Raw genomic sequence first — 15,445 nt, 5'->3', positions numbered from 1 at the left:
CGCCTACGCGGCGCCGGCGCCCGCCCGGAGCCCGATCGACGCGCCGAGCAGCGTCTGTTCGGCGTCCGGGAGACGCCGCTCGGCGTGCAGCATGCGCAACGCGGCGGTGAGCCGCTCCTCGTCCTCCGGGCGGTGGAGGTTTCCCGTGTACGGGGGCAGGAGCAGGCTCAGGGCCTCCAGGTCGGCCCGCTCGCACAGCAGGGCCAGCAGCGAGGTCAGCGGCCCGGCCCCGTACCCGGGCGCCTCCGCGGCGGCGGTGGCGCGCAGGCCGCGGGCCACGCACAGCCGCAGCCAGTCGGCGTACGGCCCGGCCGGCAGGGTGCCCAGCGCGTCGGCGGCCGCCTCGAAGTGCCCCTGGGCCTCGGCCGGCCGGCCGAGGTCGAGCAGGGACCGGCCGATCGTGCCGTGCAGGGAGGGGTAGAAGCCCGCGACGCGCGCGTCACCCACCCGGTCGGCCCGTTCCAGGCAGGTCAGGTTCCACCGGAGCGCGGCTTCGGGCGTCGGCTGGTGCCGTGCGAGGTAGTGCGCGGCGACGCAGGCCTCGTAGTCGTCGCGGGCGCGGTCCCAGGCTGCCAGGAAGAGGTCCCGGGCGTCGTCGTCGCGCCCCTCGGCCTCGGCTGCCATGCCCTCGGCGCACAGGGCGACGGTCTGCTGATCCGTGTTCACGGGGTGGTCTCCTCCGGGCTCTGCGGTCGGGGTACGGCGACGGGCATCACGAGCGCGGTGAAACTGCCCTGGTCGGCGGAGCGCACCAGGACGGGCAGGCTCGGCCCCGAGACCTCCAGCAGCACGTCCGGGCCGACGCTCGCCTCCAGGACGGGCGCGAGCACCGCCGGGTCGAAGCCGAGGCGTACGGGTTCGGCCTCCGCGCGCAGGGCCGGCAGGGCGCGGCGCGCCACCAGCAACCGGTCCCGGCCCAGTTCGAGGGCGACGGCGGGGGCGTCGCCGCACTCCTCCAGGGCGGCGAGGAGCGCGGCCCGGTCCACGATCACGCGGTGCCGGGGCGCGGGCAGCGCGGCGAGCATGTCCCGGTAGGCGGGGTACTCCCCGGCCGTACCCGTCGCCTCGCGCGAACCGCCCGGGTGGCGCACGGCCAGCGAGGCCCCGGCCGGTCCGGCTGCCAGGGTCACCTCGGCCGTCCGGGCGGCCCACGCCCCCAGCCCGAGGAGGGCATCGGCGTCCACGAGCACGCGGCCGGCCGGCCCGGTCAGCGCGGCGGGCCGGAGGGTGCGCAGTGCGAGCCGGTACCGGTCGGTGGCCACGAAGCGGACCTCGTCCTCCTCGAACTCCACCAGCACGCAGCCCAGTTCCGGATGTGCGGGATCGCGCCCCGCCGCCGGAGTGACCTGCCGGGCCGCGCTGGCCAGCTCGGCCCCGCCCAGGGTGAACTCGGTGCTCCGGGGGCCCCCGGGCAGGCCGTCGAGCACCGCCGCGATGGCCGCGTCCGCGGCGCGCCCGCGCTCCCGGCCCACCGCCCGGTGCCGTTCCAGCACCTCCCGGGCCCGGTCGGGGGGCCCGTCCAGTACGGCGGTCACGTCCGCCAGCGCCAGCCCGGTGTCGCGCAGCGCGCGCAGCATCCGGGCGGGGGCCTCCTGGGCGGGGGAGTAGGAGCGGTAGCCGGTGGCGCCGTCCACGTGGGCGGGGAGGAACACGCGGCAGTCGTCGTAGAAGCGCAGGGCACTCGGCGCGAGTCCGACCCGCCGGGCGAACTCGCTGATGCTCATCAGTTCGGGTGAGGCGTCGTTCATGCCGCTGATCGTCGGCCCTCATCCCACTTGAAGGTCAACTCGAAGGCCGACCCGGAGACTCTTTCAGCCCGCGGTCGGCGGGGTGGCGGCGAGGACGGCGTCCAGCAGGCCCGGGAACCGGCGCTGGAGGTCCTCGCGGCGCAGCGACACCGCCTTGTAGCGGCCGACCTTGTGCTCCTGGGTGACCCCGGACTCGCGCAGGACCCGCCAGTGATGGGTGGCCGTGGCCTTGGTGACCTCCAGGGGGAGGCTGCCGCAGGTCCGCCCGTCGGGGGAGGAGGCGAGCTCGCGGACGATGCCGAGCCGTACGGGGTTGCCGAGGGCTGCGAGCACGTCCTCGACGAGGAGCTGTTCGCGGACGGGGTGGTACGTGGCCATGGGTCCGATGGTACGTCGCACGCGTCGCCCGCCGGCCCCGGCCGCCTGGTGTGCCCCGATCCTGCGTAAGGCTGTACGCCGACCAGGACGCGGCCCGCGGCATCCGCGTGAACAGCGTGATGCCCGGCTTCGTCGACAGCCGGGAGTTCATTCCGCCGTCATGCTCGCCCCTGCCTCCTGCCCCCCGTCACCCGCTCGCCGATGATCTGCGCCATGCCGGCAGGCCTCCGCACCGACCGTTCGGCGCCCGGTTCGCCACCCGTCGGGCCCCGCGGGCCGCCCGCGGCGAGTCCGATCCGTCGGTGCGCGCCCAGTTGGCCGGCAGCGGTTACAGGGAGGGGCCCGCGAGCACGTTCAACGCGGCCGGCAGTGGCGTCGTGCCGCCGGTCAGCTCCAGGACCAGCCCCGCCGTCGCCGGGGTGTCGATCAGGCCGACGAGGACCGCCGCCACGTCGTCGCGCGGGACCTCGCCGCGGCCGGTGCTCGCCTCCAGGCGGACCAGCCCGGTTCCCGCCGCGTCGGTGAGGGCGCCGGGGCGCAGGATCGTCCAGTCGAGGCCGGAACGGAACCGCAGGTCGTCGTCGGCCGCGCCCTTGGCCCGCAGGTAGGCGTCGAAGACCTCGTCGCCCCGGTGCTCCACGTCCGCGCCCATGGCGGAGACGGTGAGGTAGCGGCGTACGCCGGCCCGCTCGGCCGCGTTCGCGAAGAGGACCGCGGCGCCGCGGTCCACGGTGTCCTTGCGCGCGGGGCCGCTGCCCGGGCCGGCGCCCGCGGCGAAGACCACGGCGTCGGCGCCCCGCAGGACCGCCGCCACCGACCGGACCGGGGCCGACTCCAGGTCCAGTACGACCGGTTCGGCGCCGGCCGCCCGTACGTCGTCCGCCTGTTCCTCCGACCGGATGATGCCCGCGACCTCGTCCCCGCGCGCGGCGAGGAGGCGCTCCAGCCTCAGTGCGATCCGTCCGTGTCCACCTGCGATGACAATGCGCATGACGCCGACGGTACGCGGACACCGGCCGGTTCACCGCATCGGCGCCGCCCGCCACCCGGCGGGCCTCATGCTCCCGGAGTCGCCGGCACCCCGCCGGAACCGGCGGGCGCCGTCGCGAACTGGGTGCGGTACAGCTCCTCGTACCGGCCGCCCGCTGCCAGCAGCTCGCCGTGCGTCCCGCGTTCCACGATCCGGCCGTCCTCGACGACCAGGATCAGGTCCGCCGCCTGCACGGTCGACAGCCGGTGGGCGATCACCACCGCGGTCCGCCCCGACAGGGCCTCGCCGAGGGCCTCCTGCACCGCCGCCTCCGAAGTGGAGTCCAGGTGCGCCGTGGCCTCGTCGAGGATCACCACCCGCTGCCGGGCCAGCAGCAGCCGCGCGATGGTCAGCCGCTGCCGTTCCCCGCCGGACAGCCGGTACCCGCGCTCCCCGACGACGGTGTCCAGCCCGTCCGGCAGCGAGGCGACCAGCCCGTCCAGCCGGGAGCGGCGCAGGGCCTCCCACACCTCGGCCTCCGTCGCCTCGGGCCGGGCCAGCAGCAGGTTCGCCCGTACCGACTCGTGGAAGAGGTGCCCGTCCTGCGTGACCATGCCGAGCGTCTCGCGGATGGAGTCGGCCGTCAGGTCCCGTACGTCGACCCCGCCCAGGCGGACCGCTCCCGCGTCGGCGTCGTAGAGTCGCGGCAGCAGCTGCGCGATGGTCGACTTGCCGGCGCCTGACGAGCCGACCAGGGCGATCATCTGCCCGGGCTCGGCGCGGAAGGACACCTCGTGCAGCACCTCGGTGCCGCCGCGGGCGTCGAGGGCGGCGACCTCCTCCAGGGAGGCGAGGGAGACCTTGTCCGCGGCGGGGTAGCCGAAGGTGACCCGGTCGAACTCGACGGCCACCGGACCCTCCGGGACCCGGCGGGCGTCCGGCTTCTGGTCGATCAGCGGCTTCAGGTCGAGGATCTCGAAGACCCGCTCGAAGCTCACCATCGCGCTCATCACCTCGACGCGGGCCCCGGCCAGCGAGGTCAGCGGGGCGTACAGCCGGGTCAGGAGCAGGGCGAGGGCGACGACCGCGCCCGCGTCCAGGCTCCCGCGCAGGGCGTAGTACCCGCCCAGCCCGTAGACGAGCGCGAGGGCCAGGGCGGACACGAGGGTCAGGGCCGTGATGAACACCGACTGGGCCATCGCCGTACGGACGCCGATGTCCCGGACCCTCCGCGCCCGGGCCGCGAACTCGGCGGACTCGTCGGCGGGCCGTCCGAACAGCTTCACCAGCGTCGCGCCGGGGGCGGAGAACCGCTCGGTCATCTGGGTGCCCATCGCGGCGTTCAGCGCCGACGCCTCGCGCTGCATCGCGGCCATCCGCGCCCCCATCCGGCGGGCGGGCAGCACGAACACCGGCAGCAGCACCAGCGCCAGCAGGGTGATCTGCCACGAGATGCCCAGCATCACGACGAGCGTCAGCAGCAGGGTCACCGTGTTCGCGACCACCCCCGACAGGGTGTTGCTGAACGCCCGCTGGGCGCCGATCACGTCGTTGTTGAGCCGGCTGACCAGGGCGCCGGTCCTGGTCCGGGTGAAGAAGGCGACCGGCATCCGCTGCACGTGGTCGAAGACCGCGGTCCGCAGGTCCAGGATCAGGCTCTCGCCCAGGGTGGCGGAGAGCCTTCGGGTCAGCAGGCCCAGCCCCGCCTCGGCCACCGCGATCAGTGCGATGAGGAGGGCGAGCCGGGTGACCGTGCCGTTCTCCCGGCCGTCCACGATGGTGTCGACGATCCGGCTGGCGAGCACCGGGGTGGCCACCGCGAGCAGCGCGCCGACCACGCTGAGCAGCAGGAAGAAGAGGAGGCCCCGGCGGTGCGGGCGGGCGAAGGCGGCGATGCGTCGCAGGGTCGCCCGGGAGAACGGGCGCCGGTCCTGCTCGGCGTTGATCGCGCTGTGGAGCGAGGTCCAGGCGGTGACTTCCATGTCCATGGATCGAACCGTAGAACCTCGACCAAAGTCGAGGTCAAGGATTCCGTGCCCGCACGTTCTTTCGTGTCGGCAACTCCCTTCCCTTTGACGGGTGTTCGGGATTCCCCGGCCACGTTTCCCGTTCTCCGTTCGCTGTCGGTGCCCGGTGGCATCATCGGTTCATGACGCAGGGATCCGAGTCCACCGGCTCCGACCGGCAGCCATCCGAAGACAGCCACGACACCGTCCTGGACCGCTTCGAACGCTGGGCGCGGGACACCCCTGACGCCCCCGCGCTCATCGCCGGACCCGACAGCCTCACGTACGGGCAGCTCGACATCCGGGCCAACCGGCTGGCCCACCACCTGCTCGACAGCGGACTGCCGGACGGCGCCCTCGTGGCCGTGGGCACCGCCCGCCAGGCCGAGACCGTCGTCGGCGTCCTCGCCGCCCTCAAGGCCGGCGCGGCCTACACGGTCGTCGACGTCGAGGTCCCGCGCACCGGGCAGCGGCAGCTCGCCGCCGCGGAGCCGTCCGTGCTGCTGACCCACGCCCTGCACCAGGCCGCCCTCGACGACGGCAGCGGCTTGCCGGTGGTCCGCCTGGGCGCGGACGCCGCCGGCATCGCCGACCGGCCCGCGGGACGGCCGGCCCGGTCCCGCCCCGGCCCCGGCGCCGTCCTGTTCACCGGCGGGCCGCAGCCGCGCGCCGTACCGGTCGGCCACCCCCGGCTGCTCGCCGCCCACGAGGGCTGGGCGACGGTGGCCCGGCTGACCCCGGGGGACCGGCACCTGATCACCTGCGCCCCCTCCGTCACCGGCTTCGCCGCGGGCTGGACCCGGGCGCTGTGCTCCGGCGGCTCGCTCGTCCTGGCCGGGCGCGCCCCGTGGACGCCCGAGGGGGTGCGCCGCGCCGTCGGCGCCCAGGGGGTGACCCTCGTCCACACCGACCCGGAGGGCGCGGCCCGGCTGCTCCTGCACCCGGGGCCAACCGCCCCCGTACGGCCGACCGTTCCGGCCGCCCGGCGCGCGGACCCGCCCGACCTGCGCACGCTGCGGCTGGTCAGCGTCACGGGGGACCGCCTCCACCTCGACGAACAGGCCGCACTGGCCGCCCGGCTGCGGGCCGGCGTCCGCCTGCTCAACGTCTACGGGACCACCGAGTCGGCCGGCACGGGCACCTGGTTCGAACTGCCCCAGCTGTCCGGCCCGTTCGACGACCCGGAACGCCACTGCCTCGTCGGCGTCCCCTTCCCGGGCTGCCGCGCGGACCTGCGCGACGGGGAGATCCGCCTCATCCCGCCGGACGGCGGCGCCCCGATTCCCACCGGCGACCTGGGCCTGCTGCGCGAAGACGGGCTGCTGGAGTTCCGCGGCCGGATCCGGGACCGCATCACCCTGGACGGCGTCCCGGTCGACCCGTACGCCGTCGAATCGGTGATCCGGGGGCACGAGGGCGTCGGCGCGGTCATCGTCGCCGGGGTGCCCGGATTCCGGGGGGTACCCCGTCTGGTCGCGTACGTGGCCCCACCGGCCGGCGCCGGCGCCGAACCGTTCGGCACCGCGGGCGCGGACCTGCCGGACATCGACGAGCTGCGCGAGCACCTGGCGGACCGGCTGCCCTCCGCTCAGCGGCCCCGCGCGGTGGTGCGGTTGCGCGCCCTGCCGCGCAACCGGGCCGGCCAGGAGGACCGGGAGGCCCTGCCGAAGCCCGCGCAGGCCGTGCCCGGACTCCCCGCGCGGAGCGCCGGCAAGTACGGCGGCGGTGCGGGCGGCGGTGGCGAATTCCCGCTGACCTGTGTGGTGGCCTGCGCGGCGGTGGCCCTGGGCGTCGTCGCCCGGGTGTTCACCGACGTCCTCTGGCCCGGATCGACCGACCTGACCGGCGTACCGCAGCCGTGGGCGTTCCTCTTCGGCGTCCTCTACCTGATCGAGTGCCTGGCCTTCGGCGTCGGTGTGGTGTTCTTCTTCGAGGCCCGCGGCCGCATGCTCGCCCGGGGCGGCGGACGGGCCCTGGCCACGGCCGCCCACTTGGCGATCGTGTACCTGCTGGTCGCCTGGTGGCCCCAGGACAACCTCTACCGGCTGGCCGCCAAGCAGGACTGGCCGCGCCAGGCCGCCCTCGTCTACACCTTCAACGTTCCGCTGATGATCGCGGCCGTCGTCGTCGCCTGCTACGCCGCGCGCAGGCGGACCGACGCCTTCGACTTCGACGGCTGACCGCGCGCGGCCGCGGCTCCGGTCGGCCAGCCGGTCCCGGTCCCGGCGGCCGGGACCGACAGCCGGGACCGACAGCCGGCACCGGCCGCCCCGCCCGGCTGACCGCCGGTCAGGCCCGGCCGGCCTCCCGTACCCCCAGGAACTCCGCCCCGCAGGCCAGGGCCCGCCCCCGCACCAGCGCCTCCGCCGCGTCCAGCACCTCCAGGCTGTGCGCGGCGACCAGCACCCCCAGCCAGGGCGTCGGTTCGAAGGCGCCGGTCGGGATCGCCGGGACGAACACCGCGCCGAGGTCCGCGCAGTCACGGGCCAGCTCCGCGCACAGCTCGTCGAACCGGGCGTCCGGCAGCCGCGCGCCCAGCTCCACCCGGTCCGCGATCCGTACGAAGTGCCCCCCGCCCCGCAGCTCGTCGAGCCGGGCCGCGACCATGAAGGCCACCGAAGGCCCGGTCAGCCGCAGGTTCACCTCGGTCGGCGCGAGCCGTCCCGCTCCGTCGGCGACGAAGTCCACGTCGAACCAGCCCCGGTAGCCGGAGGCCGCGAGCTCCCGGCCCACCGCCTCCCCGAAGGCCGACAGCGGCCCGCGCGCCCACTGCGGCACGATCCCCGGGCCGACCGTGGCCCCCCGGTAGCCGGCTCCCTCCACGTCCATCACCGCCCCGCCCACCGCGTGCGGCCGGCCCGCCGCGTCCACGAACCCGTCGTACGTCAGGTCCCGCGGGCCGTCCCCCGGCGCCGGGCCGCCCACGTACTCCTCCACCAGCAGCGGGCCGCGCGGCAGCCGCCGCAGCACCGCGCGGGCGCCGCCCGCCTCCCGTACCCGGGCCGGGGTCACCACCGTCGTGCCCGAACCGCCGACCCCGTGCTCCGATTTCAGAACGGTGCTCTCGCCGGCGGCCGCCCGGGCCGCCAGCAGGCGCACCGCCGCCCGGCGGGTACCGGCCCGCCACTGCTCCGGCAGCACGACCGCGGGGTGGCCGCCGCCCGCGAGGATCCGGCCGAACAGCGCGTGCGCCGCGGACTTCGCCTCGTAGCGCAGCTCACCGGGCTGCCACGGCCGCCCCGCCAGCAGCCCGAACGGCCGCGTCCGCCCCCACGGCACGAGGGGCAGCCCGCCCCCGGTCAGCCGCGCGGCCAGCGCGGCGCGGGCCCGCACGGCGTCCGACAGGCCCGGGCCCCGCCGCTCCGCCAGGCCGTCGTACACCTCGACGCCGGTCCACCCGAGCTGTCGGCCGACCAGCCCGGCCCAGCCCGGGGGGACCACCCGGGGCAGTACGAGGGCCGCCGGGGAGGGACTGTAGAACGCCGCCAGGCAGCCGTAGTGGTGGGCGGGCAGCTGCTCCCGGTCCAGGGAGGCGTCGGCGAACTGGGCGTTGAACTCCGCGACGTTGCCCAGGTGCACCGCCCGCCCGCCGCCCGTCCAGGCCCGCGCCCAGCCGACGAGCGGGACGGGGGCCACCTCGAACCGGACCAGGTCGCCCGGTCCGGCGGGGCCGCCGCGTCCGCCCGGGCCGCCGCGTCCGCCCGGGCCTTCGCCGCCGTCCCGGTCCCCGGGCACCGCCACCGCCCCCATGGCCCGGTAGAACCCGGCCGCGTGCGGATCGGAATCGATCACCAGGGTGCGCACCCCGAGTCCGGCGGCCCGGCGCACCGCGTCCCGGTACAGCAGCCGGCCCACGCCCCGCCCGATGGCCGACGGTTCCACGAACAGCAGTCCGAGTGCCGCCCGGGGCGCGGTCCCCTCCAGGGACGCGAGCCCGAGCGGCAGCCCGCGCCCGTCCTCGGCCACCACGATCCGGCGGGACGCCGGGTCTCCCGGCCGGACCCGCAGTTCCCCGGCGCAGGCCGCCAGGAACTCCGCGTCGTACCCCCAGTGGGCCTTGGACCGCATCACGAGGGCGCTCAGGGCCTCCTCCTCGCCGGGCCGCGCGGCCCTGACCTTTACCACTTGCTGACCTCCCCATGGTCCGGGGCAAGGGTGTGCGATAGATTCGGCCAGCCTCCCCACGGCACATCCTTCCCAACCACCACGCGGAGACAGGCTTCCCCATGAGCGACATCATCAACGGACTAGGCCGCACCAGCGCCTTCGGCGCCCTCGGCCTGGTGCTGCTGATCCTCGGCATCGTCCTCGTCGACGTGCTGACGCCCGGGAAGCTCCCGAAGCAGATCTGGGAGGAGCGCAACCGCAACGCGGCGCTCCTGCTCAGCTCTGCCCTCCTGGGCATCGGCGGCATCGTCTTCACCTCGATCTGGACCACGTACGACGACTTCGGCAAGGGCCTGCTGTCGACCGCGGCCTTCGGCGTCCTCGGCCTGGTCCTGATGGCGGTGGCCTTCCTGGTGCTGGACCTGGTGACCCCGGGCAAGCTCGGCGCCATCGTCGTCGACCCCGAGCCCCACCCGGCGGTCTGGGTCACCGCCTGCTGCAACCTCGCCGTCGCCGCCATCGTCGCGGCCTCGATCGCCTGACGGCGGATCACCCGTACACGACGAGAGCGCCGCTCCCCCCGGGGAGCGGCGCTCTCCTCGTATGCGGGGGCCCGGGGCGGCTACGCCAGCCCCAGCGCGAACACCGCGAACCCCGCGGCCAGGACCCCCGCCGCCGCCCGGCGCAGCACCGGCGCTCGGAGCCCCTCCCGCGCCGGTGCCTCGAACCGGTGTGCGTACCGGGAGATGCCGACCAGCAGCACCGCGAACACCGGCATCCACGCCACCCGCGCCGCGATCCACCCCACGCTGTCCGGCGCCGTGGTCAGCCCCGCCACGGCGCCTGCGAACGCACCGGGCACGGCCGCGGCCAGCATCGCCGTCTGATGCCAGCACAGGATCGTCATCGCGGACAGGTTGACCACGACCACCGGCGCCCACAGCGCGGGCCGCGCCAGCAGCTTCGCGATCCGGTCCCGCAGCAGGACCGCGGCCCCCGACTGGGCCGCCGCCAGCGCGAGCACCAGCAGCGACGGCGGGTGCGAGTTGGTCCGCACCGCGCCCGGCACGCCGACCATGGACGCCGGGTAGTGGAAGACCACCAGCAGCGCGGCGAACAGCACGGCCCCGCCCGCCAGGAGCAGCCGCCCGCCGCGCCGCCCGATCCGCCCCTCGCCCCAGGAGACGCCCAGCTGGTACGCGAACAGCCAGCCCGGGAGGATGTTCACCAGCGCCAGCCAGGACGGCACCGAGTCGGCGAGCGGTCCGTACCGCAGGAAGTCCACCACCGCGACCGAGGCGAGCAGCGGCGCCGCCGCCCAGCCGCCGAGCCGGCGCGCCGCCCGCACGCAGTACGGGGTCAGCGCGGTGACCACCACGTACACGCCGACGAACCACAGCGGCTGGACCACCAGCGTGGCCCCGGTCCGCAGCGTGGCCTCCGGCACCCCCGCCGCGTACAGCACGGGCGCCGCCAGCGCCCACACCGCGGTCACCCCCAACACCGGTCGCCCCAGGCGCTCCATCCGACCCTTGAGCCACGCCCCGGTCGAGCCCGGGCGGCGCCCGTACGACAGGGCCGAGGCGTAGCCCCCGACGAGGAAGAAGACGCCGAGCATCTGGAGCACCCAGCTCGTCGGGGCGAGGCCGCCGAAGACGGTGAGCGGGCTGGCGTTGTGCAGCCCGCCGTCCGCGTCGAGCGTGAACCCGCCGAGCAGCCAGTGCCCGGTCGGCACCGCGAGCAGGGCCAGGGCGCGCAGCCCGTCGACCGCCCGGTCGCGGTGGGCGGGGGTCCGCGCGTCGATGCGGCCGGCGGCCTTCCGCAGCGTCGTGAGCGTGTGCGTCCTCATCGGACCTCTCCGTTCGCGATGGCGGCGAATGCCGCCAGGGACTGGGTGCCGGGGGCGAAGTAGCCGGTGTGGCCCCGGACGTCGGCGGCCGGTACGCGGCGGGCGCCGAAGGCTGCGGACGTGGGGTCGGCGCCGTGGCCGAGGCCGGCGAACTCGACGTTCGGGATGTCGGCGATCCAGTCGGACGGGCTCCTGGCCGCCCAGACGCGGGCCCGGGTGCGCAGCGCGGCCGAGGTGTCGGCGCGCATGCCGGGGGAGCCGAGGACCACGACGTCGGCGGCGTCCGTGCGCCGGGCGGCCAGCCCGCAGACCACCGAGCCGTAGCTGTGGCAGAACAGCACCGGATCAGGCGCGCCGACCGCGTCGAGGCCCGCGGTGAACCGGGCCAGCCGCTCCGCCCCGGCGTCCGCCAGCCGTCCGACGGCCGCGTCCAGGCCCACTCCGACCGGGGTGGTGTACCCCGTCCAGGCGATCACCGCGGTGTCCCCGCCGGCCGCCGCGCGCAGGGTCCGGGCCATCCCGGCCGGCCCGGTGTGGGGTGCGCGCCGGGCGTCGTGGGTGGAGGCGTCGTTGTCGGCGCCGGGCACGACCACCGAGACGTGCGCCGCGTGTTCCAGGTCGCCGAAGACCTCGGCGACCTGGCCCCGGCCGCGCGGGTCGAAGGCCAGGACCTGCCGGTCCGGCGCGGCGAGGGCGGCGTACCGGGGGTCGCCCGTGGCGGTGACGGCGATCCGGTTGGCCTCGTACCGAAGGGGGAGCGGCGCCCCCTCCAGATTGCCCACCACCAGCGGGTGGACCCGTACGAGGTACCGCAGCGCGGCCGCGTCCAGCCCGGCGAAGAACCGCGCCACCCCGGCCGGCGGGGCGCTCGCCGGATCGGGCGGCGTACGGCCGGCGACCGTGTCGGCCCGCCAGGCCTCGGTGCCGGGCGGCGGCCCGGTGACCGCCCGCTGACTGTCCCCGGAGGCCCAGCCGGCGGTCCCCGCGACAACGGCCACCGCCAGCGCGGCCGTGACCACTGTCCTTCCGAAGCGGCGCATGCCCCTTCTCCTCTCCTCGTGACGAGGAGGAAGGTAGGAAGGAGGTACCCGGCGGCGCGTCGGACCGTGGAGCCAAGCCGCATGTCATACCCCGGTAGGGGGTGGAGGAGACGACCGCCGAAAACGGCCGTCACGGACGCTCCGGGCGGGCCCGCCGGGCAGGGCCGCGGCAGCGGTGGGGGACGAAGCGGGTGTCGCGGCAGTGGGTACGGAGGACGAAGCGGGACCGAAGGGTGCGAAGGGCGTGGATCAGCCGGCGTCGCCGGGCCGCACCAGCCCCGCCTCGTAGGCGAAGATCACCGCCTGGGCCCGGTCGCGCAGGTCCAGTTTGGCCAGCACCCGGCCGATGTGCGTCTTGACCGTCTGTTCCGCGAGGACCAGATGCCCGGCGATCTCCTGGTTCGACAGCCCGCGCGCGATGAGTTCCAGTACCTCGGTCTCACGCGGGGTCAGACCGTTCAGCCGCAGCGCCGGATCCTTCCGCGGAGCCGGCCGATGCTGGACGAAGTCGGCGATCAGCCGCCGGGTCACCGACGGCGCCAGCAGGGCCTCGCCCGAGGCCACCACCCGGACCGCCGCGATCAGGTCCGCCGGCGGGGCGTCTTTCAGGAGGAACCCGGAGGCCCCGGCGCGCAGCGCCTCGTACACGTAGTCGTCGATGTCGAAGGTGGTCAGCATCAGCACCTTCGGCCGGTGCACCACGCCACGCGGCGGATCCAGGAGCTCCCGGGCCGCCGTCAACCCGTCCATCTCCGGCATCCGCACGTCCATCAGCACCACGTCCGGATGGGTGGAGCGAGAGACCCGCACCCCCTCCCGCCCGTCGGGAGCCTCGCCCACCACGTCGATGTCGGCCTGCGCCGACAGCAGCGCGGCGAAGCCCGCCCGCACCATGGCCTGGTCGTCGACGATGATCACGCGGATGGTCAACTGGAGTCCTCGGTGGGGTGGTGCAACGGCAGGCGGGCGGCGACCCGGAAGCCGCCGTCGGGCAGCGGACCGGTGTCCAGCGTCCCGCCCGTCAACCGTACGCGCTCCCGCATCCCGACCAGACCGTGGCCCGTGCCCGAACTCTCCAGCGCCACCACGGCGTCGCGGGACGGGCCGTTCACCACGAGCACGAGGACCTCCTGCGCGTCCACGGTCACCGACACGGTGGTCGGCGCACCCGGAGCGTGCCGCACCACGTTCGCGAGCGCCTCCTGCACGATCCGGTACGCCGACAGGTCGACGGCCGGCGGCGCCGCCTTCGCGGCCCCCGCCGCTCCCGCCGCGAGCGACAACTCCACCGGCTGGCCCGCCCGTACGGTCGCCTCCACCAGCTGCTGGAGCCGGTCGATCCCCGGCTGCGGGGCCCGTTCCCCGTCCGCGCCGCCGGCGCCGTCCCCGCGCAGCACCGTCAGCAGCCGCCGCATCTCGCCCAGCGACTCGCGTGCGCTCGCCGCGATCGCCGCGAACTCCTCCCGCACCGGATCGGGCATGCCCGGCAGCCGGTACGGCGCGGAATCCGCCTGCACCGTGATCACCGACATGTGGTGCGCAACCACGTCGTGCAACTCCCGCGCGATCCGAGCCCGTTCCTCCAGGAGCGTCCGCCGGGTCCGCTCCGCCTCGCTGATGCTCTCCTGCTCCGCGATCCGCTGCTGCGCGTCCCCGAGGCCGCGCAGCGCCCCCGTCAGCGCCAGCACCACCCCGCTCAGCACGAACAGGAGCGCGGCCGTGTCCGTGGTGCCCGAGTGCCGGAAGAAGCCGAGCAGCGCGCCCACCGCCCCGGTCACCAGCCACACCCCGACCAGGGTCCGGACGGACTCGCGCAGCCCCAGGCAGGCCATCAGCGCCAGATAGCCGACGATCACCATCGGGGTCCAGGGCCACGCACGCCCGGCCAGGTCGTCGGCGTGGATCAGCAGCACCGCGCCGAAGACGTCCGCGAGCAGCACCATCGCCCACGCGTGCACCGGCCGGGTCACGGCGAGGAGCAGCGGTACGGTCTGGGCCACGCCGAGCGCGCCCGACCAGCCGCCGCCCGCCTTGTACACGTTGGTCAGCACCGCGATCGTCACCGGCAGCAGCGTGAGCGTGAACAGGCCGACGACGACGTAGGGCAGCATCCGCTGCCACGCCCTGGGCGCCCGCGCGAGCAGGGGCTCCGCCGCCCGCGCGGGCGTGCGCAGGAACACGGCGAGCTGCGCCAGTGCGCCGGGCACACGGGCGTCGGCGACCGGGGCGGGGGTGCTTCCACCGGGGCGGCGCGGCCGGGTGCGGGTTCCGTCACTCATGATCGGCCCAGCCTATGCGCCCCGGGCGGCGAGGGTAGGCTGCGACGGTCGATCAAGGGGAGCCGGTACGCATGGGTGGGGCAGCCGCACTGGAGAAACTGGTGCCGGTGATGGCGGCCTTCGGCGCCGGAGTGCTGCTCGCCCGCCGGAAGGCCGTGCCCGCCGAGGCCTCGAAGGCCTTCTCCGACTACGCCTTCCTCTTCGCCGTCCCCTGCTACCTCTTCGGCAACATCTACCGCAGCGACCTGGCCGCCCTGTTCGACTGGCGGGCGCTCGGCGGGTACGCGGCCGCGGCCGCCCTCGCGGTGACCGCCGTCGCGCTGGCGGCGGTCGCCCACGGCACACGGGAGCCCCGCGCCGTCGCGCTGCGCGTCATGGCCGGGGTGCAGGTGAACACCGCCTACTTCGCCGTCCCCGTCTTCATCACCGTGTTCGGCACGGCCGCCCCCCTCTTCCCCGTCCTGCTCTTCCAGGTCTGCGTCCTGTCCCTGGTGGTCATCTCCCTCATGGAACTGGGCCGCCCGGGCCCCAGCGCCGGCGGCCACGGCCGCCGCCTCGCGCGCGCCGTCGGCGCCTCCCTCGCGACCCCGCTGGTCCTGGCCTGCAACGCGGGGATCCTGCTCAACCTGCTCTCCGTGCAGGTGCCCGGGGTGGCCCTGGACGCGGCCGGCTTCGTCGGGGACAGTGCCTCCCCGGTGGCGCTGTTCGCCCTCGGCCTCCACCTCGGGGGCCTCGGTCTCGACCTGCGGGGCACCACGCGCGAGGAGCTGGCCCTCATCGGCTTCAAGTGCCTGGCCTTCCCCCTGCTGGCCTGGGCCGTGTGCGGGCCGCTGCTCGGGGTCGGGGGACCGTGGCTCGCGTACCTGGTCCTGATCGCCGCGATGCCCACGCCGCAGAACCTGTTCATCTTCGCCCAGCGCTACGACGTGGGCGTCGACCTCTCCGCCTCCCTCGTCATCAAGACCTCGCTGGCCTCGCTCCTGCTCCTGCCCCTGTGGCTGCACGTCGTCACGTGACGGCCGGGCCGCAGGGACCGGAGCGGGCCGGCGCTGGCGGACGTGCTGACGC

Annotated in this window: 13 protein-coding genes; 3 read left to right on the top strand and 10 right to left on the bottom strand. The window is 75.6% G+C overall.

Translation table 11 applies throughout. The features are described 5' to 3' along the window. Positions 1-3: 3 nt before the first annotated feature. The 5 genes from ACFWW8_RS10080 to ACFWW8_RS10060 all read right to left on the bottom strand — a co-directional run bounded on the left by ACFWW8_RS10080 (position 4) and on the right by ACFWW8_RS10060 (position 5,084). Positions 4-666 (bottom strand): hypothetical protein, encoded by a 663-nt coding sequence (locus ACFWW8_RS10080; RefSeq protein WP_386526139.1) that lies wholly within the window; start codon positions 664-666, stop codon positions 4-6. Next, entirely contained in the window at positions 663-1,748 is a 1,086-nt protein-coding gene (locus tag ACFWW8_RS10075; RefSeq protein WP_386526137.1) for a MerR family transcriptional regulator, read from the bottom strand. The genes ACFWW8_RS10080 and ACFWW8_RS10075 overlap by 4 nt, the downstream gene beginning before the upstream one ends. 63 nt (positions 1,749-1,811) lie before the next feature. Next, on the bottom strand, positions 1,812-2,126 hold the full coding sequence (locus ACFWW8_RS10070; RefSeq protein ID WP_386526135.1) for an ArsR/SmtB family transcription factor: 315 nt from the start codon (positions 2,124-2,126) through the stop codon (positions 1,812-1,814). A 328-nt stretch (positions 2,127-2,454) separates the two neighbouring features. Continuing rightward, on the bottom strand, positions 2,455-3,117 hold the full coding sequence (locus tag ACFWW8_RS10065) for an SDR family oxidoreductase (protein ID WP_386526133.1): 663 nt from the start codon (positions 3,115-3,117) through the stop codon (positions 2,455-2,457). 65 nt (positions 3,118-3,182) lie between these two features. After that, positions 3,183-5,084, bottom strand: coding sequence for an ABC transporter ATP-binding protein (locus ACFWW8_RS10060; protein ID WP_386526130.1), 1,902 nt, complete (start codon positions 5,082-5,084; stop codon positions 3,183-3,185). 161 nt (positions 5,085-5,245) lie between these two features. On the opposite strand from ACFWW8_RS10060, the gene ACFWW8_RS10055 reads away from it, so the two are divergent. After that, on the top strand, positions 5,246-7,282 hold the full coding sequence (locus ACFWW8_RS10055) for a class I adenylate-forming enzyme family protein (protein WP_386526128.1): 2,037 nt from the start codon (positions 5,246-5,248) through the stop codon (positions 7,280-7,282). A 109-nt stretch (positions 7,283-7,391) separates the two neighbouring features. Here the strand turns inward: ACFWW8_RS10055 and ACFWW8_RS10050 are convergent, their stop codons facing one another. Next, positions 7,392-9,227, bottom strand: a complete 1,836-nt coding sequence (locus tag ACFWW8_RS10050) for a GNAT family N-acetyltransferase (protein ID WP_386526126.1) — start codon at positions 9,225-9,227, stop codon at positions 7,392-7,394. A gap of 101 nt (positions 9,228-9,328) precedes the next feature. Here ACFWW8_RS10050 and ACFWW8_RS10045 point away from each other — a divergent pair, with 101 nt between their 5' ends. Then, positions 9,329-9,751, top strand: coding sequence for a DUF350 domain-containing protein (locus ACFWW8_RS10045; RefSeq protein WP_386526123.1), 423 nt, complete (start codon positions 9,329-9,331; stop codon positions 9,749-9,751). A gap of 80 nt (positions 9,752-9,831) precedes the next feature. Here ACFWW8_RS10045 and ACFWW8_RS10040 read toward each other — a convergent pair whose 3' ends face one another. The 4 genes from ACFWW8_RS10040 to ACFWW8_RS10025 form a co-directional block, all read right to left on the bottom strand. Beyond that, complete coding sequence (locus ACFWW8_RS10040; RefSeq protein WP_386526121.1) at positions 9,832-11,058, bottom strand: acyltransferase; 1,227 nt, start codon at positions 11,056-11,058, stop codon at positions 9,832-9,834. Next, a complete protein-coding gene (locus ACFWW8_RS10035; RefSeq protein ID WP_386526119.1) occupies positions 11,055-12,098 on the bottom strand; it encodes an alpha/beta hydrolase in 1,044 nt (347 codons plus the stop codon). The genes ACFWW8_RS10040 and ACFWW8_RS10035 overlap by 4 nt, the downstream gene beginning before the upstream one ends. A gap of 249 nt (positions 12,099-12,347) precedes the next feature. Further along, on the bottom strand, positions 12,348-13,028 hold the full coding sequence (locus ACFWW8_RS10030) for a response regulator (RefSeq protein ID WP_386526116.1): 681 nt from the start codon (positions 13,026-13,028) through the stop codon (positions 12,348-12,350). Further along, positions 13,025-14,377, bottom strand: coding sequence for a sensor histidine kinase (locus tag ACFWW8_RS10025; protein ID WP_386526114.1), 1,353 nt, complete (start codon positions 14,375-14,377; stop codon positions 13,025-13,027). The genes ACFWW8_RS10030 and ACFWW8_RS10025 overlap by 4 nt, the downstream gene beginning before the upstream one ends. 71 nt (positions 14,378-14,448) lie before the next feature. Between ACFWW8_RS10025 and ACFWW8_RS10020 the strand changes: the two genes are divergently transcribed. After that, complete coding sequence (locus ACFWW8_RS10020; protein WP_386526111.1) at positions 14,449-15,393, top strand: AEC family transporter; 945 nt, start codon at positions 14,449-14,451, stop codon at positions 15,391-15,393. Positions 15,394-15,445: the final 52 nt, after the last annotated feature.

This window comes from Streptomyces sp. NPDC058701, from assembly GCF_042715295.1.
In the GTDB taxonomy this organism is placed as follows: Bacteria; Actinomycetota; Actinomycetes; order Streptomycetales; family Streptomycetaceae; genus Streptomyces.
The sequence above is the reverse complement of the archived record's forward strand: the minus strand, read 5'-3'. Positions and strand labels throughout refer to the sequence as shown.

Bases quoted from the DNA above. Each gene is read 5' to 3' on its own strand.
- ACFWW8_RS10070 (WP_386526135.1), bottom strand. From the start codon at position 2,126: ATGGCCACGTACCACCCCGTCCGCGAACAGCTCCTCGTCGAGGACGTG.
- ACFWW8_RS10020 (WP_386526111.1), top strand. From the start codon at position 14,449: ATGGGTGGGGCAGCCGCACTGGAGAAACTGGTGCCGGTGATGGCGGCC.
- ACFWW8_RS10035 (WP_386526119.1), bottom strand. From the start codon at position 12,098: ATGCGCCGCTTCGGAAGGACAGTGGTCACGGCCGCGCTGGCGGTGGCC.
- ACFWW8_RS10040 (WP_386526121.1), bottom strand. From the start codon at position 11,058: ATGAGGACGCACACGCTCACGACGCTGCGGAAGGCCGCCGGCCGCATC.
- ACFWW8_RS10060 (WP_386526130.1), bottom strand. From the start codon at position 5,084: ATGGACATGGAAGTCACCGCCTGGACCTCGCTCCACAGCGCGATCAAC.
- ACFWW8_RS10045 (WP_386526123.1), top strand. From the start codon at position 9,329: ATGAGCGACATCATCAACGGACTAGGCCGCACCAGCGCCTTCGGCGCC.
- ACFWW8_RS10075 (WP_386526137.1), bottom strand. From the start codon at position 1,748: ATGAACGACGCCTCACCCGAACTGATGAGCATCAGCGAGTTCGCCCGG.
- ACFWW8_RS10025 (WP_386526114.1), bottom strand. From the start codon at position 14,377: ATGAGTGACGGAACCCGCACCCGGCCGCGCCGCCCCGGTGGAAGCACC.
- ACFWW8_RS10065 (WP_386526133.1), bottom strand. From the start codon at position 3,117: ATGCGCATTGTCATCGCAGGTGGACACGGACGGATCGCACTGAGGCTG.
- ACFWW8_RS10055 (WP_386526128.1), top strand. From the start codon at position 5,246: ATGACGCAGGGATCCGAGTCCACCGGCTCCGACCGGCAGCCATCCGAA.